18 protein-coding genes are annotated in these 20,836 nt (G+C 38.3%); 16 read left to right on the forward strand and 2 right to left on the reverse strand.

Annotated elements, in window-relative coordinates; genetic code table 11:
• Nucleotides 1-144 precede the first annotated feature (144 nt).
• The 15 genes from BR30_RS0119850 to BR30_RS0119920 all read left to right on the forward strand — a co-directional run bounded on the left by BR30_RS0119850 (nucleotide 145) and on the right by BR30_RS0119920 (nucleotide 16,451).
• On the forward strand, nucleotides 145-1,464 hold the full coding sequence (locus BR30_RS0119850; RefSeq protein WP_026566532.1) for an ABC transporter substrate-binding protein: 1,320 nt from the start codon (nucleotides 145-147) through the stop codon (nucleotides 1,462-1,464).
• A 90-nt stretch (nucleotides 1,465-1,554) separates the two neighbouring features.
• Nucleotides 1,555-2,421: a carbohydrate ABC transporter permease gene (locus BR30_RS0119855; RefSeq protein WP_026566533.1), complete on the forward strand. Its 867-nt coding sequence runs from the start codon at nucleotides 1,555-1,557 to the stop codon at nucleotides 2,419-2,421.
• Entirely contained in the window at nucleotides 2,418-3,323 is a 906-nt protein-coding gene (locus BR30_RS0119860) for a carbohydrate ABC transporter permease (protein WP_081825511.1), read from the forward strand. The genes BR30_RS0119855 and BR30_RS0119860 overlap by 4 nt, the downstream gene beginning before the upstream one ends.
• A 335-nt stretch (nucleotides 3,324-3,658) precedes the next feature.
• A complete protein-coding gene (locus tag BR30_RS0119865) occupies nucleotides 3,659-4,489 on the forward strand; it encodes a sugar phosphate isomerase/epimerase family protein (protein WP_026566535.1) in 831 nt (276 codons plus the stop codon).
• The gene (locus tag BR30_RS0119870) at nucleotides 4,483-5,505 is read left to right on the forward strand and encodes a Gfo/Idh/MocA family protein (RefSeq protein ID WP_026566536.1); all 1,023 of its coding nucleotides are present in this window, start codon (nucleotides 4,483-4,485) and stop codon (nucleotides 5,503-5,505) included. The genes BR30_RS0119865 and BR30_RS0119870 overlap by 7 nt, the downstream gene beginning before the upstream one ends.
• Nucleotides 5,506-5,538: 33 nt before the next feature.
• Entirely contained in the window at nucleotides 5,539-6,453 is a 915-nt protein-coding gene (locus tag BR30_RS0119875; RefSeq protein ID WP_026566537.1) for an AraC family transcriptional regulator, read from the forward strand.
• Between the two features lie 50 nt (nucleotides 6,454-6,503).
• Nucleotides 6,504-7,892: a sulfatase family protein gene (locus BR30_RS0119880; RefSeq protein ID WP_026566538.1), complete on the forward strand. Its 1,389-nt coding sequence runs from the start codon at nucleotides 6,504-6,506 to the stop codon at nucleotides 7,890-7,892.
• 285 nt (nucleotides 7,893-8,177) lie between these two features.
• A complete protein-coding gene (locus BR30_RS0119885; RefSeq protein WP_035445745.1) occupies nucleotides 8,178-8,816 on the forward strand; it encodes a YesL family protein in 639 nt (212 codons plus the stop codon).
• Between the two features lie 133 nt (nucleotides 8,817-8,949).
• Nucleotides 8,950-10,356, forward strand: a complete 1,407-nt coding sequence (locus BR30_RS33995) for a sulfatase family protein (protein ID WP_051633684.1) — start codon at nucleotides 8,950-8,952, stop codon at nucleotides 10,354-10,356.
• A gap of 113 nt (nucleotides 10,357-10,469) precedes the next feature.
• A complete protein-coding gene (locus BR30_RS0119895; RefSeq protein WP_035445746.1) occupies nucleotides 10,470-10,805 on the forward strand; it encodes an L-rhamnose mutarotase in 336 nt (111 codons plus the stop codon).
• A 215-nt stretch (nucleotides 10,806-11,020) separates the two neighbouring features.
• On the forward strand, nucleotides 11,021-12,439 hold the full coding sequence (rhaB, locus tag BR30_RS0119900; RefSeq protein ID WP_026566541.1) for a rhamnulokinase: 1,419 nt from the start codon (nucleotides 11,021-11,023) through the stop codon (nucleotides 12,437-12,439).
• A 21-nt stretch (nucleotides 12,440-12,460) separates the two neighbouring features.
• The gene (gene rhaA / locus BR30_RS0119905; protein WP_026566542.1) at nucleotides 12,461-13,714 is read left to right on the forward strand and encodes an L-rhamnose isomerase; all 1,254 of its coding nucleotides are present in this window, start codon (nucleotides 12,461-12,463) and stop codon (nucleotides 13,712-13,714) included.
• A 278-nt stretch (nucleotides 13,715-13,992) separates the two neighbouring features.
• A complete protein-coding gene (locus BR30_RS0119910; RefSeq protein WP_026566543.1) occupies nucleotides 13,993-14,754 on the forward strand; it encodes a DeoR/GlpR family DNA-binding transcription regulator in 762 nt (253 codons plus the stop codon).
• A 316-nt stretch (nucleotides 14,755-15,070) separates the two neighbouring features.
• On the forward strand, nucleotides 15,071-15,826 hold the full coding sequence (locus BR30_RS0119915) for a class I SAM-dependent methyltransferase (protein ID WP_026566544.1): 756 nt from the start codon (nucleotides 15,071-15,073) through the stop codon (nucleotides 15,824-15,826).
• 184 nt (nucleotides 15,827-16,010) lie between these two features.
• Nucleotides 16,011-16,451 (forward strand): cell wall hydrolase, encoded by a 441-nt coding sequence (locus tag BR30_RS0119920; protein ID WP_026566545.1) that lies wholly within the window; start codon nucleotides 16,011-16,013, stop codon nucleotides 16,449-16,451.
• Between the two features lie 258 nt (nucleotides 16,452-16,709).
• On the opposite strand, the gene BR30_RS38485 is transcribed toward BR30_RS0119920, so the two are convergent.
• Complete coding sequence (locus BR30_RS38485; RefSeq protein WP_269320624.1) at nucleotides 16,710-16,832, reverse strand: hypothetical protein; 123 nt, start codon at nucleotides 16,830-16,832, stop codon at nucleotides 16,710-16,712.
• 34 nt (nucleotides 16,833-16,866) lie between these two features.
• Complete coding sequence (locus BR30_RS0119930) at nucleotides 16,867-17,751, reverse strand: LysR family transcriptional regulator (RefSeq protein WP_026566546.1); 885 nt, start codon at nucleotides 17,749-17,751, stop codon at nucleotides 16,867-16,869.
• 169 nt (nucleotides 17,752-17,920) lie between these two features.
• Between BR30_RS0119930 and BR30_RS0119935 the strand changes: the two genes are divergently transcribed.
• Nucleotides 17,921-20,812, forward strand: a complete 2,892-nt coding sequence (locus BR30_RS0119935) for a 2-oxoglutarate dehydrogenase E1 component (protein ID WP_026566547.1) — start codon at nucleotides 17,921-17,923, stop codon at nucleotides 20,810-20,812.
• The last annotated feature ends 24 nt before the right edge of the window (nucleotides 20,813-20,836 follow it).

A 20,836-nucleotide genomic window follows, 5' to 3' on the forward strand; every position in this document is an offset into this window, starting at 1 on the left:
GAAACTTGTTGTTTTGTTTTTCTATACTTTTGTTTTTTTTGAAGTTGAAAGCGATTGCATCCAGGGGTCTATTACATAACTTCCATATATACAAGTAGTTTGCTAGTTTTACAAAAATAAGTGAAAATACTAGGGGGACTGGGAATGAACAAGTTTAAATCAAAAATTGTTAAGGTTTTAGCTACTTCTGTCGTACTTTCTACTCTTTTAGCCGGCTGCGGTGGTCAAGAAAAAGCGTCTACTAGTTCCAATAGTAAGAACGAGCCGGTAACGCTTACAATGCTGATAGGTGAAACTATCAATACGCCTGGTTTTCAAGAAGTTGTTAAGAGTATTGAAAAGGATTTGAATATTAAAACTGAGGTAGAGCTTCGTCCCGGCGGTCCTGAAGGTGAAAATATTGTGAAAACTAGACTGGCAACAGGCGATATGGCTGATCTAAGTGTATTTAATTCCGGGTCACTTTTGAAAACGCTTAACCCCGAACAAAACTTTGTTGATCTGACAAACGAGCCATTTATGAAGAATGTATTTGATTCATTTAAGGAGACTGTTACCGACAAAGGAAAAGTATTCGGTGCACCTGTCAGCTCCAGCCAGGTAGGCGGATGGCTTTATAATAAAAGGGTTTATAAAGAATTAGGTCTCTCCGTTCCAAAAACATGGGATGAATTGATGGCGAACAATGCAAAAATTAAGGCTGCAGGTAAAACTGCTGTTATTGGATCCTACAATACCAACTGGACATCTCAGTTAATTATTCTAGCAGACTACTATAATGTTCAGGCTCAAGAACCAAATTTCGCTAAGGACTATACTGCTGGTAAAGCGAAGTACGCAAAAACTCCTGCTGCACTTAGAGGATTCGAGAAACTGGAAGAAATCAACAAGAAGGGTTACATGAATAAAGATTTCAACACTACTACTTATGATCAAGCAATGAAAATGCTCGCAGATGGTGATGGAGTACAATACCCAATGCTGACTCAAGTTCTCCCGGTCATTGCTGACAAGTATCCAGATAAAATCAATGATATCGGTGTTTTCCCTCAGCCTAGTGATTCAGCAGACGTGAACGGTTTTACCGTTTGGTTGCCTAATACCATCTTAATTAACAAGAAGACTGAAAAGCTGGAAGCAGCAAAAAAATGGGTTGAATATTACGTTTCAGAAAAAGGAATTGCTGCTTATGCATCTAAATCAAAGGCTATTGGTCCAAACGTAATTAACGGCATTAAAATTGCAGATGATGCTTATCCAGCTGTTAAAGAAATGATGCCTTTCTTTGATAGCGGCAATGTTGCTCCTGCACTTGAATTCTTAACCCCGGTAAAAGGTGCGAACCTTCCACAGATTTCTACAGAAGTTGGCGGCGGAATAACGAAAGCATTAAAGGGTGCTCAAATGTATGACAAAGACGTTGAGAAGCAAGCGGTCCAGTTAGGACTTCCTGGCTGGAAATAAATTGGGTTCTGAGGTAAATCTTTCGTAGTTGGAAATGAACCCTGTAGTGATTTACAGGGTTCATTTTCTAACAGATAAGGAGTGAATAGAATGACTAATGTCAATAAACGTATGTATTCATACTTTTTTATCATACCGGCCGCCATCATTTATACGGTATTTTTCTTATCACCAACTGTGATGTCATTTTTCTTCAGTTTAACAAGATGGACGCTCATTGATTGGGAATTCATCGGTCTTGAAAATTTTAAGCAATTCTTCTCTGAACCATCGTTAATGATTGGTTTTAAAAATACGCTTATCTACGCTTTTTCAACAATGTCCCTGAAAGTGATTATTGGACTTCTGCTGGCTGTATTCCTCTGTTCAAAAATCAGAAATAAAAATCTCCTTAGGTCTGTTGTTTTCTTCCCAGCTCTTCTAAGTACCATTGCAGTTGGGGTTGTGTTCAATGCTATGATGAATCCCACTACTGGAATCATCAATAAAGGTCTCGCATTAATCGGCATTACTGGACCTGATTGGCTGGGAGATGCTAACATTGCTCTTTTTTCCGTTGTCCTGGTGGATGTCTGGAAAGGGGTTGGAATTGCAACGGTAATTTTCATTGCAGGAATCATGGCAATACCTGCCGAGTATTACGAGGCTCACAAGATTGATGGAGGAAATTCTTTTCAAGAGTTCTTACATATTACCTTGCCGCTTTCACGCCCAGCCATGAACACCGTTATCATTCTGGCACTTATTGGTGGTATGCGTACATTTGATTTAGTATGGGCGATGACTGGTGGTGGTCCAGGATTTTCTACTGACTTACTTGCTTCTATTATATATAAACAGTATGCAGGCGGGTTTTATGGACTTGCGACAGCAGGCAATGTTCTTTTATTCCTTTTCGTAGGACTAATCGCATTTCCAATCTTCAAATTACTTAACCGGAAAGAGGTGGATCTATGAGTATTGAAATCAAACAAGAGGGAACAGCTTTGGTTCGATCATATGACATTGAAATTCATAGTAGTGTAAAGAAAAAAAAGAACTTTAAATTACTTTCAATTGAATCATTTTCTGTTCTAGTCGCTATCGTCCTTTTTGGCATCCCTTTTTATTTCGTTATTATTAACTCATTTAAAGATGTGACTGAAGCTTCCAATATGAATCTCGCTTGGCCTAGTAGCTTACACATCCTTGAAAACTATACACAGGTTATTACAACAAACCATGGAATGGTCCTTAGGGCCTTTTTCAACAGTACTCTAATCACCGTTTTATCTATTGTAACAATGATTCTCGTATGCTCAATGGCTGCTTTTGTTTTGCAAAGAAGACAGGGGAAGGGCTCCAATTTTCTAAATTCATTGGTCCTTGTGGGATTGATGATTCCGCCGGCAATTGTTCCAACAATTTGGGTGCTGCAATCAATCGGTCTGTTTAAAACTTTGCCTGGAATTGTCTTGCTTGAGTCTGCGCTGCATTTTTCTTTTGCATGTATGCTTTATAAGGCATTTATGGCCACGATTCCGCGCGAGATTGATGAAGCAGCACTTATGGATGGATGCGGCTCGTTCAAATTGTATTTTAAGATCATCCTCCCACTTCTAAAGCCTGTTACTTCAACGATAATTGTTCTTTCATCGATTAATATCTATAACGATTTTGAAAATATGTTGTACTTCTTCCCTGGTGCCGAAAATGCAACTGTCCAGTTGACACTTTACAATTTCAAGGGAATGTTCGGTACATCCTGGAACTTGCTTTTTGCCGATGTTTTATTAATCTCAATTCCGCCTCTGATCCTGTTTATTTTCTTTAATAAGAAAATTGTGGCAGGTATGACAGCTGGTGCTGTTAAAGGGTAAATGGGATTCACAATAAATTAGAAAACGAAACCTGGAGAATTTTCCAGGTTTCCCCTTTTTAAAATGAATATCGAACTAGAGTTATCTCAATCTATCTCCTGCACCCACTGACTAGTGACCATAAGTAGCTTAACGTCCGCTTCCACTTTTTATTTTTTGTCCATATCGACCATGTTGATGGCGAAATACACCAAGAATAATAGTTAGAATTGTTTTATTATTTGAATAAATAAAGCACAGAAGGGAGTCAGTTAATAACCTGTTCATTGTAAGCGATTTCTAATCCTGTTGTTTCAGTTAAACCAGTGTTTAATTCATTTTAGGAGGAGATTTAGATGAAATTAGGCGTTAATACCGTTTTATTCGGTGGATATGATTTGAAGACAGCTGTTGAATATATCAAGTACAGTGGATATAAAGGTTTAGAACTTGCCTCTATTGTGGGAATGGCGGAGCACTTGAGCGATACAGCAAGTGATGCTGAGCTAAAAGATGTCTATAGACTTATCGAAGAAGCTGGATTGGATCTGTATTGTGTCGAGGCTGCTACTGACATATTAGTCCCAGAAAATCGCGAACGGACAAAAAGAGTGTTTGAAAGAGCTGCAAAGCTAGGAATCCCGATGGTTACCGTCGGAAGTTCAGGCGAGTCCGATAATGAAGAAAAAACAGGTGCCTCCATCAAAGCGATTGAGGAATTGGCCCAAGCAGCCGGAGATTGCGGTATTCGATTTGCCTTAAAGCTTCACTATGGACACAGTATTTACAATACAAAAACTGCTCTTCGACTCATGGAAGAGGTAAAACATCCAGCACTTGGATTAAACTTTGATGCGACACATGTCGGCCGGGTTGGTGACGATCCAGTAGCATGCATTGAGGCGCTTAAGAAGCATATCATCCATGTTCATATTCGCGATACGTTTATTGAACAATTGAAAATTGCCGCTCCAGAGTTTCAAATTGCGGGCAGAGGGACAACGCCGCTGAAGGAAGTTGTCAATAAGATGGTCGAAATCGGTTATGAAGGAGCTACGGTTCTTGAAATCATTGGGGCGAAAAATCATGAGCTGCCAAAAGTAGTGGCCATTGCTGCAGAAAGTCATGGATATTTAAGCAGACTTTTCCAAGAGGCTAATGAAAAGAGGGGGAATCTTGTATGCTAAAAGTTGCTGTTGTTGGGGTTGGGAATATTGGGAAAATTCATTGTCGTTATTATAGTCAGAATTCAGATGTAAAGCTGGTAGCAGTGTGCGACCTCATTGAAGAACGCGCTTTGGCTATGGAGGAGCTTCATGGCGCTAAGGCCTATACCGATTTGAAAATAATGCTACAAAGTGAAGAGATTGATATTATCTCCATTGCAACAGCAGGTGAAGAAAACGGTGGTGACCACTTTGCACCAGCTGTTATTGCTATCGAAGCTGGTAAAGATGTGCTAGTTGAAAAACCAATTTCTAATAACATTGAGGAAGCTAGAGAACTAGTTCGTTTAGCTGCTGAGAAAAATGTCCGTTTAGTTTCTAACTTGAACCACCGCTTTGTTCCTGCTGCATATAAGGGGAAGGAATTGATCACAAAGGGAGATTTAGGAACATTATTATTCTTAAATATGAAGCTTACCATCCAAAATCCGAAGGAAACAAGCCCTTGGTTCCACCTTCGTGCACTGCATCCACATTCTGTTGACGTTATGCGATATTTTGCTGGTGATATCAAACGTGTTCAAGCATTTATGACAAAAGCGCCAGGACGTAGTATTTGGTCAACTGCTTCTATTAATCTTGAATTTGAATCAGGAGTTGTTGGTCATTTGACAGGAAGCTATGACATGGCCGGACGTCATCCGATTGAATATTGTGAAGTGGCTGGAAATAAGGGAAGATTTGTTATCGACAATGTCTATGAAAACTTTACCTTCTATCCGCATCAAAGCGATGAACTCCTTGTTCTTCGAAACTCTATCATGACTGGAGTAGGTAGCTTCAATGAGACGTTCAAAAATCGTCTTGATCATTTTGTTAAGCAAGTGAAGGAAGGAGTTGCACCTTCTCAAATGGAAGCTTCCGGTGCAGATGCTTTAGCAGGTCAAGAAGTCATTGAAGCAGCAATCAGGTCACAGCTTGAGAATGGCGCCGTGATTGACGTGCCAAAAGTAAAAAAGGGGATTTTACAGGCTTAAACCATTGTTAAGCTAGAAAGGGGCTGAATCCAGATGAAATTAAAAGGCAGTCAATATATGAATGAAAAAGAATTTCCATTTTGTATACGTTCCTTCACTCATACTGAATATAACATGCCACCCATTCATAGCCATGACTTTGTTGAGCTTGTTTACATAGCCGAGGGCGAAGCACAACATAGTTTTGAAGGTGAACTGTATGATATTTCTGCAGGGGATGTGTACATAATAAATCCCGGTGAGGTCCATACCTATATCATTCAGCCAGGTGGAAAATTAGAAATCATCAACTGCCTGTTTATGCCAAGTTTCATTGATGAGTCCTTTTTAAAAGAATTAGGTATCTCCGAGTCAATGGACTACTTCTATGTTCACCCCTTTCTAGATAATAAGGAACGATTTCATTATAGTTTAAATTTACGAGGGCAGGATTCCTCAGAGGTTTTGTCGCTGTTAAATCGAATGTCTGATGAGTATAAGGGCTTACGAAAAGGTTACTCGACTTTAATTCGTTTACAGTTAATTCAATTACTGGTCCAATTGTCGAGAATCTATGAGGAGCAACAAAATTACAAAGAACCAGCGATTTTACGTAATCAAGAAAGAAAAATTCTTGTGCAAAGAATTTGTGGATATTTAGAAAGACATTTTCATCAGAAACTGTCACTCGCGATTCTTTCGGATTTGTTTAATATTAGTGCCAGGCATATAAACCGTGTGTTCAAGGATGAAACAGGAAAAACCGTGATCGAAGCTCTTCATGATATTCGGATTGAAAGAGCGAAGCACCATCTTCTGCAATCGGATGAAAAAGTCATTAGTATTGCTATGGAAGTGGGATACGATGATCCTGCATTTTTCACACGCTTGTTCTCCCGAAAGGTTGGCGTATCACCTGGAAAGTTTCGAGGCGAAACTGTCCATACCCAGGAACGATTAGTAAAATAGGTACAACTCTATTTTTTATTCTAGTAATAAAAGGAGGAGACTATAAATCTATGAAAAAGCCAAATGTTATTGTTTTCGGTATTGATAGTTTAAGAAGGGATTTTATGAGCAGCTATGGGTATCACCGGCTGACCACTCCTCATATAGATAAAATTGCCACCGAGGGTGTACTTTTTGAGAATCATTTTAGTCCAAGTATCCCGACTACTCCTGCTTATGCAGCCATGCTGACAGGTATGGACTGTTTTGGAACAGATGTGGTTGCCCTGCGCCACGAAGGTCCCCTTGGCATCCATGTTAAAACACTAGCCGAAATATTGGGGGGAAATGGCTATATTACAACCTGTGTTGGTTTTTCAGGTAATCCATCGTCTAGAGGATTTGAGAATTATCTAGATTATGAAGCATGGATTCCGGACGAAACAGGCCGTTGTCCTAAAGCAGAAAATTTGAATGCGGTTGCCATTCCAGAATTGAAGCGTCTGGCTGGCGAAGAAAAGCCATTTTTCTTATTCCTTCGCCACATGGATCCGCATTCGCCATATCTTCCTCCGAGTCCGTTTGAAAGAATTTTTTATGATGGCAATGAATATGATCCGGAAAATCATTCAATGGAGCCTGTTTATCAGTTTAAGCCACATGCAGACTTCTTAAAGTCTTGGATTCCTGAAGGCGTTACTGACGAGAAGTATGTTTGTGCCCAGTATGAAGGTGCAGTTGCTTATATGGATTCATGCATCCAAAATATTTTTGCAACTGTGGAAGCTTTAGGGATTGAAGAGGAGACTTTAATCGTAATTACCTCTGATCATGGTGAAACGTTATATGAACATGATTGTTATTTTGATCATCATGGCTTATATGATAACACCCTTACTGTCCCGCTTATTTTTAAATTCCCAGGGAAGATCCCAGCAGGCAAGAGGTTTCCGAATGTAAGCATGATTCAGGATATCACACCAACTATCCTTGAATTGCTGGAGATTGATACTGGAATTGATTTTAACGGACAAAGCCTGGTTAATATCACTAAGGGAGAAGACATTAACAGGGTTTCGGAATTCTATCTAACCGAGTGTACATGGATGAGAAAACATGGATGGAGGACTCCTGAATGGAAGTTGATTCAGGCATTGGAGCCAGATTTCCATTTTAAGCCTGAAATTGAGCTCTATAATCTAATAGAGGATCCTAAGGAAAATAACAATGTAGCTGGACAATTCCCAGAAATCGTAGAACAACTCCAGCAAAAGATGGAGAATTATATTGCGGCTCGCGAGCAGCAAACAGGCCGGATTAATCCGATCTATACCAATGTTAATTACCATGGAAAAGGTGGGGGACCAATTAAATCCTCCGAGGAGGCTTATGAAAAACTCTACCTTGGTACACTTAGAAGTGCTCGTGGTTTGCAAGAAAAGGAAACCCAAAAGCGGTAATATACAAAGAAGAAGGATAGTTTAAGATATTTCATGTAAGAGGGTGACTCAATCAAAAACTGAGCCCTCTTTTTTTAGTATAATATCAAAGAAGGCTTTTTAAAAAAGGATTTTGAATATCAAAAGTTAATAGTTGGGAAATGGTGGACCAGGAATTTTTAAACTATTTATATTGTTTTGAAAATATTTTTATTAGTTAACATGTTTGATATAATAGTTAATAGAAATGAAAACGCTTAAAAAGGAGTGTTTATTACTAGAAAAATTATTTTAGGAGGAGGATGAATGGGAGGATACATAGGTGGCGTCTTAAAAATACCCGTAATTTTATTAAACCTAGCCTATTTGAATTTGCTATGGATTCTTTTTTCAATACTAGGTTTATTCATTTTTGGCTTTTTTCCTGCAACAACATCAATGTTTGCAGTCATTCGTAAATGGGTTATGGGTGACTTGGAAATACCGATCTTTAAGACTTTTTGGTCACACTACAAAAAGTACTTTTTGAAAAGTAACCTTCTGGGACTTGTTATTACTTTTGTTGGATTTTTCTTGTTCTTTGATATCCGACTTGTTCAACAATTTCAAAGTGGTTATATGCTCTTTTTTTATTATTTTTTACTAATGATTGCACTAATATATGGCTTGACAGTATTATATGTTCTGCCTGTTTTTGTCCATTTTGAACTATCGGTATATAAGATTATGAAAACTTCTCTTTCATTCTTGATTGTCTCACCACTTTCAACAATTATGATGTTTGCAGGAGGTATTATTATTTTTTTTATACTAAAGTCTTTACCGGGTTTAGTATTTATTATTGGTGGCAGTCTGCCTTCCTTGTTAATTATGTGGTCTTCATACCATGCTTTCTCGAGATTAAATCAAAAAAATATACCAGAAAGAAAATTTCAAAATCCTTAATGATTTAATCGGTGAAATGGCGTGATTGACCATTTCCCTGTCCGTATAGGCAAAGAGATTTTGTGTTTTAGAGTTTACAATATAATGAATATTGGGATATAACTAAACAACATGTATCGAGGAGGATAACCACTTGAAGATTATCATGATCTCTTTAGATTCACTTAGAGCCAATAGATTGGGGTGTTATGGTTATAATAAACCAACAAGTCCCTATATCGATAAAATAGCTTCAGAAGGAGTACTATTTGAGAATGCATTTGCATCTGATATCCCAACTGAGGTAGCTCATACCTCTATTTTCACAGGAAAAGTGGGTCTTCGAACTGGTGTTGTATCACATGGTTCAGAGTTGACTACTCTATCTAAAAAAACGGAATGGCTTCCTACAATGCTTCGGCAAGCAGGGTTTACAACTGGGGCTGTCGACAATTTATATCAGTTGAAAGAATGGTTTGCGAGAGGATTCCGCTACTATATTAATAGTGTAGGGGGAAACCGATGGATTGACGGCAAAACCATAAATGAATTAGCCAAGCCTTGGTTGAGAGAACATAGAGATGAAGACTTTTTCTTATTTCTTCACTATTGGGATGCACATACTCCTTATCTCCCGCCAAAAGAATTTATACCTGATTTTTATGATACAAATAATGATCCATATGATAAGAAGAACAAAAGTATGGATCAAGCCTATAATCATCTTGCTTATCCTTTTTTCAAGCATCACCATTTTGATTTACTTGGTCCCATAACTGACGCTGAATATGTAAATTCTTTATATGATGCTGAAATCAGGTATTTAGATGACAGTTTGAAAGAAATCGATACATACTTAGAGGAACTAGGTATCAAAGACGATACCCTTCTAATCCTATTTGGTGATCATGGGGAAAGTCTGACAGAACATGACATATATTGGGATCATTGTGGACTTTACGATAGTACAGTCAAAGTACCAATAATTATGAGATGGCCAGAAAAGATTCCTGAAGGAAAACGGGTTACTGGACTGATTCAACAGGTTGATTTAATGCCAACTATTTTAGAGGCAGTTGTTAATCAAACTTCGCTTTATACAGACAAAATATCAATTCCTAGCGAGATGGATGGACGTAGTTTATGGCCGACTATCCGTGAGGATGTTGAGGGAACCCATTCTAAGATTTATTTAAGCGAGTGTGCCTGGCAGGCATCTAGAGGAATTCGTACTGAAAGATTTAAATACATCCGGACACTTGATAGTGGTGTTTTTAATCGTCCTCCTAGAGAACTTTATGATTTACACACTGACCCGGATGAAACAATTAATCTTGCAGAAAATTACCTTGAATTGGCGGGAAGTTTTGATAAGGACTTGGATTCCTGGGTGCAACGAATGCTCCAGGGGAGAGAGGACCCAATGATCATACAACTAAGAGAGGACGGTTTACCATTCCGTAAACGGATTGAAAAAATCCTTGCTGATGTAAATCTAACCTGGGAAGAGTGGAATGAAAACCCTTTACGGGAACGATTGGAACAACTAACCCACTCTTGAGAAACGGAAAAGTAGTCTCTCTGGTAAACAAGCCCTGTCTCTTGAAAAGGCGCAAATAGTCAAATTAGCCATTAAACCAATTTATTTAAATAATACCCGAGTACTAAAGGAGGATGAAGAAGTTGGAAAGCAGCAACAAATTTGCATGGACATGGGAAATTAAAGAAGAAAACCTAGAGGAATATGTAAACCTTCACTTGGATCCTTGGCAAGAAATTCTCGAAGAGCACAGTAAGGCAGGAATTAGGAACTATTCTATATTTCAAAACGGAAATCAATTTTTTTATTGTTTTGAATGTGATGATGTAGAAGCAGCATTTGAATATATAGCCGGGAGTGATGCCTGCAACCGCTGGAATGCCATTACTTCAAAGATGGTAAAAGGCTCCTTCGATTTTAATGATCCAAATCCAATCAAACCACTTCGGGAAGTGTTTTATCTAGCTTAATAATCAAGAAAGTAAAGGCGTCGAATACTATTGACGTCTATTTACTATTTTTATTACTTTTAAACTCACCAGGATCACTTTGAATGATGTGGGATAAACAAGCTCTAACTTTGCAAATAAGGACAATAAATTGGTCGAATCACGTTATAGGAAATTCTTAGATTTCTATTAAAATAGAGTTATCAGTAAGCGTTTCCAACCGAGAGGTGATGTTAATGACAAAATACAGTATTGCTGTTGATATTGGTGCATCTAGCGGCCGCCTTATTTTAGGCCATCTAGAAAATGGATTATTAAAATTAGAAGAAATTCATCGTTTTGAAAATAACATTGTTAAAAAGGACGACTCCTATTGCTGGGAGGCCAATCAACTTTTTCAAGAAATCAAAAACGGTTTAAAAAAGTGCAATGACCTAGGGATCAAACCTGATAGTATCGGAATCGATACCTGGGCAGTCGACTTTGTGTTGTTGGATGAAAAGGACCAACTATTAACGGAGGCCGTTTCTTATCGTGACCCAAGAACAGACGGAATGATGGAACAGGTTTTTGAAAAAATCATGAAGGAACGCCTCTATCTAGAAACAGGCATCCAATTCCAAAAGTTTAATACCATCTATCAATTGTACTCGATTAAACAAAATTCACCGGAAATCTTAAATCAAGCAAAATCATTCTTAATGATTCCGGATTATTTCAATTATTTGCTTACCGGAAAAAAAGCAAACGAATACACGAACGCGACATCTACGCAACTAGTCAATGCTTTTACGAAAAAATGGGATCATGACTTGTTGGATTTATTGGGAATTAATAAAGAAATGTTCCATGATATTAAAACGCCAAAAACCGTCCTTGGAACATTAAAAGAAGAACTAGTTTCAGAGTTTGGTTTTGATCTTCAAGTGATTCTACCTGCAACACACGATACAGGTTCTGCGGTAATTGCCGTACCAGAAGAAAATGAAACGATTTATATCAGTTCTGGTACATGGTCTCTGATTGGAGTAGAAAACTACTTCCCAATCTGTGTAACGAAAGCCCTGGACTACAATTTTACCAATGAGGGTGGAATCGATTATCAATACCGCTTCTTAAAAAATATTATGGGCCTTTGGATGATTCAAGAGGTAAGACGAAACTACAATAATGAATATTCATTTGCCGAGCTAGTCGATTTAGCGAGAGAAGCAACAGACTTCAAAGCTGTGGTCAATGTCAACGATGACCGTTTCTTAAAACCAGAAAACATGATTCAAGAAATCATGAATTATTGTGTGGAAACAGGCCAGCTGATCCCAAGCACACCTGGCGAAGTCGCAAAATGCGTTTTTGATAGTTTAGCAGTTAGCTATCAAGATGCCGTGAACGAAATCGAAGAAATTTTTGAAAAGAGATTTGAAAAAATCAATGTCATTGGCGGCGGCTGTCAAAATGAGATGTTAAACCAACTTGTTGCTGATGTTACGAAAAAAGAAGTATATGCTGGACCTGTTGAGGCTACTGCCATAGGTAATATCGTGGCTCAATTAATGGCTCTCGATGAAATTCAAGATATTAAAGAAGCTCGTACGATTGTTAAAAATTCATTTGAAGTGAAAAAATATTTGCCCACTGCACCGATTACAAACTAACAGATAGAGAGGAAGAATGACATGTCTATTCAAGAAAACTACGAACTTGCTAAAAAGGCTTATGAAAAATGGGGAATTAATGTTGATGAGGTCATTGAAACCTTAAAGTATGTTCCAATTTCGATTCATTGCTGGCAAGGTGACGATATCGGTGGATTTGAAGTAAACCCAAACGAATTATCTGGCGGGATTTCTGTTACTGGTAATTATCCAGGTAAAGCATCAACACCGGAAGAATTAAGAGCTGACTTAGAAAAAGCACTATCCTTGATTCCGGGTAAACATCGTGTCAATTTGCATGCCATTTATGCGGAAACAAATGGAGAAGTTGTCGAAAGAGATCAATTAGAACCAAAGCATTTCGAAAACTGGGTTAAATGGGCAAAAGAAAACGGACTAGGCTTGGATTATAACCCAACACTATTCTCCCATCCAAAAGCGGCGGATGGTTTGACTCTTTCGCATCCAAAGGAAGACATCCGGGAATTCTGGATTAATCACTGCATTAGCAGCCGGAAAATTGGTGAGTATTTTGGAAAAGAACTTGGTACACCAGCATTAACAAATATTTGGATTCCAGACGGCTATAAGGATATCCCTAGTGACCGTCTCACTCCAAGAAAAAGATTAAAAGAATCACTAGATAAGATTTTTACAGTTGAAGTAGATGAAAGATATAATCTTGATGCCGTAGAAAGTAAAGTATTTGGTATCGGTTCTGAATCTTACGTAGTTGGCTCCCATGAATTTTATCTAAACTATGCAATGAAAAATGATAAATTATGCTTACTAGATACAGGACACTATCATCCAACAGAAACTGTATCCAACAAGATTTCATCCATGCTTTTATTTAGCGAAAAGCTTGCATTACATGTTTCAAGACCTATGCGTTGGGACAGTGACCATGTAGTTATTTTAGACGATGAATTAAAAGAAATTGCTTTAGAAATTGTACGTAATAATGCGTTAGATCGTGTCATCATCGGACTTGATTTCTTTGATGCGAGTATTAACCGTGTGGCTGCTTGGACCATCGGCACACGCAATATGATCAAGGCATTATTGTCTGCTATGTTGGTACCAAACGAGCATTTAAAACAACTTCAAGAAGAAGGCAACTTCACTGAAAGATTAGCGTTAATGGAAGAATTCAAGACTTATCCATTTGGTGCAGTTTGGGATTATTACTGTGAAAAAATGGGCGTACCAGTAAGAGAGTCTTGGTTAGAAGAAGTAAAAGCGTACGAGCAAGAGGTATTATTAAAAAGATAAGTTTTGTTTTGTTAAGGAAGACTCAAATAGGAGATAGATAGGCTCCTATTGAGGCTTCTTTTTTGGTATTTACACATATATTAGATGGGATTGTACAAGAATTAGGAGGAATTTTACGAAGTTTTAAAAGTGGGAAAATAAACTTTTTTGAATCTTTACTAATAAATTATTTATGTTTGTTTTTCAAAAGAATATGTTATAGTTATAGTGAGAATAAGTAAAAAACAAATATAAAACAACATAAATAAAAAGTGTCTCGGCAGGAAGGGGAAGCACTAGTGCTAGTTGCAGAAAGACAAAAAAAGATTGTGGAATTGGTTAATGAACGTTTGAGTATTCGAGTCACAGAGTTGAGCAAAATTTTCTCCGTAACAGAAGAAACGATACGTCGTGATCTTGAAAAGCTTGAAAAAGAAAAACTATTAATGCGCAGTCATGGTGGTGCAGTTAGTATTGAAAAGGATCAAGGGGAGACTTCTTATTTAGAAAGGGAGATCACCAACGCTGCCGAGAAGAAAGCAATAGCTGTAGAAGCAGTTCGTTCCATCGAGCCTGGTGATCAAATTGTCTTAGACGCAAGTACAACGGCGTGGTATGTGGCGAAAGAACTGCCTGATATGCCTTTAACGGTTTTGACTAACTCGATAAAAGTAGCTCTTGAGCTCAGTAAAAAAGAACAAATCAAAGTGATTTCTACTGGTGGAACATTACTCTCTCAGTCTCTTTCGTATGTAGGACCGCTTGCTGAACGTTCGTTGAGTATGTATCACGTGAATAAAGCGTTTCTTTCCTGTAAAGGGGTTCATCTAGAAAAGGGATTAAGTGATTTTAATGAGTCACAGGCTCTATTAAAAAAACAGATGATGGAAATAGCCGATGAAACCTTCTTAATGGTGGATTCGAGTAAATTTGGAACACGGGCCTTTTCGCAAATTGTCCCTGTTTCTACCATCGACTGTATTATTACCGATTCAAATATCGATGAAGAAACTAGGAATGAACTGGAAGAGAAAAAGATAAAGCTATTAATTGTAAACTAACAGGCCATCTCCCGGTCTGTTTTTTTTATATGTATTAGCTGCATAGAGGTTTATTGTAATTTAACTGGGATCATCGGTATCGCGGTAGTAATTTTTGGATTATTTGGCGGAGTTATTGCAGATAAAACCCGATTAAGGGTGGGAAGAAGAAGGTTTTGGATGATTGCCGCAGGAAAAGGACAAAAAAAAGAGTACGCCTGCTTATTTTGATTGGTTTGATTATTCTATATAAAATAAGTGAAGTAATTTATATGCTCTGTGAAAAGATGGTAAAATAGGATAAGGTATACATTTGTAACAGAGAGAAGGTGTCTTTATGAAATCAACAGATAAATTCACAGGAAAAGCAGAGGTATATGCAAAATATCGTCCTAGCTACCCCCATGAATATATTGAATATTTAATTTCTAAAGCTGTATTAAATGAGGATAGTATTATTGCAGATATTGGCTCGGGAACTGGAATATTAAGTGGGCAGCTTCTCGAAAGGGGATATACTGTAATCGGAGTGGAGCCAAATGATGATATGAGAACAGTCGCAGAACAAACTTTGAAGACGGATTCCCGTTTTATTACGATTAAGGCCACGGCTGAAAACATAACGTTAAATGATAATAGTATAGATCTAGTAACAGTAGCACAGGCATTTCATTGGTTCGATATGGAGCCGTTCAGATTGGAATGTCAACGGATTTTAAAACATGATGCGAAAGTTGCCCTTGTCTGGAATAGCCGGGATGGGTTAAGCGATATAAACAAGGAAAGTGCAGAGGTTTGCCAAAAGTACTGTCCAAATTTTAAAGGATTTAGTGGCGGCATGGAGGAAACTCCGATTGCATTTCAGCAATTTTTTAAAGATGGAAAGTATGATTTAAAGTACTTTCGCAATGACCTTCAATTTAATTTAAATGGATTTTTGGGACGATACTTATCCGCTTCCTATTCCCTCAAAAAAACCGATGAGGAATATTATCCCTTCATTACAACATTATCGAATCTATTTGAAAAATATAGCAATAATGGGCAAATAGTTATTCCAAATATCACAAGAAGCTATCTAGGTAAAGTGTAATTGTTTAAATGATGATAATATTTCTATTTATTAGGACAAAAAATGAACTATTTTTAGTCAAAAAAGGCGAGGGATAATGTATTCCAATCAACTGGCTTTTTAACTGTAAAAACTAAGTATTCATATTTCATAAAATATGACAACATTGTAGGATTTATTTCATACCATATTCAGGGGTGAAATAATGCCAAGAGTAAATTACCGAACTTCAGATGTTGACTTAATGGCAAGGATGATGAGAGCAGAAGCAGAGGGTGAAGGACAACAGGGAATGTTATATGTTGGAAATGTAATTGTAAATCGTCTTGTAGCAAATTGTTTAGACTTTAAAGGACTAAGGACAGTTCCGCAAGTAATTTATCAAGTACAAGGTGGAAATTATTCCTTTGAAGCAGTTCAAAAAGGGAATGTATTTTATCAAAGATCAAGAACTGCTGAAAGAAGATTAGCAAAACAAAATTTGGATTATTGGAGAGACCACCCAGGGAAATATGCGCTTTGGTATTTTAATCCACATGCTCCATGCCCTCCAACATGGTACGATCAACCGCAATCTGGACAATTTAAAGAACATTGTTTTTATGAACCAAAGGCTGGAACATGTGATAGTGTATATAGAGGTTAAGCTTACCCTTTGAGTAAGCTTTTTTTGTCTTTCTTTGTGCTTGTTGTTTGGCGGATATTTTGGATGAATTAGATGTAATGCTAAAAAAGATTAAAGTGATTGTAGAATAACGAAAAAAGCCATATATGTGGATTTCACACAATATGGCTTTTTGGCAATCCTAAGAAATTAGCGACTTTGGTTATTAAAGAGCAAGATTGAAGAAGAATATTTGATAAAGACCAAAACGCTGAACAAAAGCCGAAGAAAAGGTTATCATCAAGCAGATGAAGACCAAAACTTCATAAGAAAGCCAAAGAAAAGGTCATCATCAAGCGGATGAAGACCAAAACTCCGAAAGGAATTCAAAGAAATGGTCATCATCGGTTCTGCTTTTTCCAATCCCGTAAAAAAACAGTGTCCACCTCTGTGATATTCAATTGTCTTTCCAATCGATTTTTTCGATAAAATTGACAAACGCCTTAACAACATTCCATTCCATAGCTTCCTTATGGTAATACATCCACGTTCTTCGCAAAATCGGATTTCCTTCTTGGTCTTTTAAATTGATTTTGTATATGTCTTCTATCCCTTTGAGTACTCTGCTAGATAAAATGCAATATCCTAAACCATTTATAACCATTTCCTTACATGGGTCTACTTGATCGACTTCTATACTTATAAAGGGGGCTTGCGCAAAGTTTTCTGCCCACCAATGATCAATGAGTGATTTTAATAGGTAGTCCCCTCTATATTCGATTCTAGGAAGACGAGGTAGATCCTTCATATCAAACTCATTTTTTGAAGCAATGCAAATAGTTTCCTCAAACAATTGATGTTTCGATAATCCCCGCCAGCCATAATCTCCACGGACAAAGCTGATATGAACGTCTTTATTATGAATAAGTTGAGTTACGTCTCTGCTCCATCCCGTCGTTACTTTGAACTCCACATGTGGATATTGCAATTTAAATAATTTCAAAATATAGGGAAGTTCGTAATTCGCGAAAAAATTGGAAACCCCCAATTTCAACGTACCTACCACCTGGTCACTTTCGTGATTACTCATATTTTGGACATTTTCTTTTATCTTTTCATAATGTGCTAAGGCCTCTTCAGCACAATGAACAAGGTATTCTCCTTGTGGGGTAAAATGCACTCCCCTGCTTTCACGGGTTACGATTTTTACGCCTAGTTCTTCCTGCATATGCTTTAATCGAGTCGTTAATGCGGGTTGAGTAAGAAATAAGAGGCGAGCTGTTTTTGTTAGATTCTTTTGATGATAAAGCACCTTTAGTATTTCCCAGTCACGGTAATCCATTTTTCCACCCATCTATCAGATATTAATATTTTTTATAGGTTAATATAATTTTTAAGCATTTTATTTATTTCAATTATTACATTATCCTTAAGCTTAAGCAATTGAAAATTACTTATTAAATAATCTGAAATAAAACATATAAAGTAACACAACAATGGAGGAATTGTGAATGGAAGTACAGAAAAATCAGCATAATCCATGGCGGAAATTCAATGGTCCAAACCTTGGCTATGTAATTGAACAATACGAGCGGTATACGAACGGAGAAGAATCGATTGATCCAAAATTAAGTGAGCTTTTTCTAAAATGGGGCTCACCTTTGTCGTTGGAGTCAAGTCATACCGAAGAAACCCCTAATAATGAATCTTTCAATTCTAATAATTCCACAAATATACAGAAAGTACTTAAAGTGGTAAAGCTGCTTGAGGACATTCGTTCTAACGGTCATTTAGCGGCAAACATGAACCCATTAGAGGGGAATGTGCAAAATCAAGAGTTGTTTCATCCAGAAAAACATGGGGTAAGTGAGGAAGAGCTGAAAGCGATTCCAGCCAAACTTGTTTGGGAGGAGGCCCCGGCAGGCATACAAACCGCATGGGATGCGATCAACTTTTTAAAGAGTATCTATACCTCCACACTAGCCTATGAATTTAACCACGTGCACCATATGGATGAACAATCATGGTTGACTCAAATGGTGGAAACAGGTTCCTTGCATCGCTCCTTATCAAAAGAAGAACAAAAAAACTTGCTGCAGGGTTTGACAGAGGTTGAGGGATTTGAACAATTTTTGCATAAAACCTTTGTCGGTCAGAAGAGATTCTCCATTGAGGGCGTTGACATGCTAGTACCGATGCTGAATGAAGCCGTGCACGAAGGTGTCGAGGATGGGGCACGTAATGTCGTGATTGGAATGGCGCATCGCGGCCGCTTAAGTGTTCTTGCGCATGTGTTAAACAAACCATACAGCAAGATGTTCTCTGAATTTCAACATTCGTCCGCTAAACAACAAGGTCCTTCAGAAGATTTAGTCGATATTAGTGAGGGATGGACAGGAGATGTGAAATATCATTTAGGCCGGAATCGTTTCATGGAAGGCCCCGGGAATGTTCGCGCACGGATTACCTTAGCCAATAATCCGAGTCATCTTGAGTTTGTTGATCCGGTAGTTGAAGGATTTGCGAGAGCGGCCCAAGAAGAACGGAAGAATGCCGGATACCCAAAGCAGGATGTTACGAGGGCATTTGCGATTTTGGTCCATGGTGATGCAGCTTTTCCGGGCCAGGGAATTGTAGCGGAGACCTTGAATTTAAGTGGGTTAAAAGGATATCGAACAGGTGGAACGATCCATATCATTGCTAACAACATGGTTGGCTTTACGACTGATAGCCACGATTCTCGATCAACAAGATACTCAAGTGACTTAGCAAAAGGATTTGAGATTCCAATCGTCCATGTAAATGCGGACGATCCAGAAGCCTGTCTGGCTGCTGTTCGACTTGCTTATCAATACCGTGCCAAGTTCCAAAAAGACTTTTTGATTGATTTAGTTGGATACCGTCGATTTGGCCACAATGAAATGGACGATCCAGCGGTCACCCAACCACAGGTATACAAAAAAATTATGAACCATCCAACTGTAAGAGCGGTGTATGCCAATCAGTTGAAAGATAGAGGCATTCTCAAACAAGAAGATGTTGAGCAGATGAATCACAGTGTGCAAGAAATGTTACAAGTGGAGTATGAAAAAGTGTCAGAGAAGAAGCAGAGTGAACACAGGGCAGAAGTAGAGGTTCCGATGGTAATCGCTAAAGGAATTCCACCGTTGGAAACAAGTGTGCCACTTGATACTCTTCGTGAAATAAACCAAGATTTGCTGAAATGGCCGGAAGGTTTTCATGTTTATCCAAAATTAAAGCGGATTTTAGAGCGTCGTGATAAAGCACTAGAAGAAAATGGGAAAGTAGAATGGGCGGTAGCAGAGGTGCTGGCATTTGCTTCGATGTTAAAGGATGGTACGCCTATTCGTCTCACTGGCCAAGATTCAGAACGTGGAACGTTTGCGCAGCGGCACATTGTGCTGCACGACGCAGAAACCAACGAAACTTATTCACCATTGCACCAACTTCCGCAAGCACAAGCATCGTTTGCAGTTCATAATAGTCCGCTGTCGGAAGCAGCTGTTGTAGGTTTTGAATATGGATACAATGTATTTGCTCCTGAAACACTTGTCATGTGGGAAGCACAATATGGCGACTTTGCAAATACAGCACAGCCACTCTATGATCAATTTGTTTCATCTGCAAGGGCAAAATGGGGACAAAAATCAGGACTTATTCTCCTCTTGCCTCATGGGTATGAAGGTCAAGGTCCGGAGCATTCCAGTGCACGACCTGAACGGTTTTTACAATTAGCGGCTGAAAACAACTGGACGGTTGCCAATCTTACAAGTGCGGCCCAATATTTTCATATTTTACGCCGTCAAGCCTCCATCTTAGGTTCAGAGTTTGTTCGACCATTGGTGATTATGACGCCGAAGAGTCTGCTCCGTCACCCGTTAGTGGCTTCTACTGGCAAGGAACTAAGCGAAGGTCATTTCCAGACGGTTTTGGAACAGCCGGAGCTGGGAAAAGCGCCAGATAAGGTAAGAAGATTAGTGTTAACAACGGGTAAGATGGCCATCGATATGGCTGTAGAAATCGACTCACAGAAAGAAAATCGAAACTTAGAAGAGGTACACATCGCTCGAATTGAACAATTGTATCCATTTCCTGAGGAAAAAGTAGAAGCCATCATAAAGCGGTACCCTAACTTGAAGGAAATTGTATGGGTGCAAGAAGAACCGAAAAATATGGGCGCATGGCATTATATCGCTCCAACTCTCTTTGAACTTGCTTCTGGAAGACTGACAGTTGGTTACATTGGACGTCAGGAGCGTTCAAGTACAGCAGGCGGCGATCCAACCGTTCATAAGAATGAACAAGAACGGATTATCCAACAGGCGTTGAACTATATTGAGTCTAATAGTTACTCAGAAACAAGAAAGAGAACTAGGTACTAATTGCATTTCCGGAAAATAATCTAA

This window comes from Bacillus sp. UNC41MFS5 (assembly GCF_000686805.1).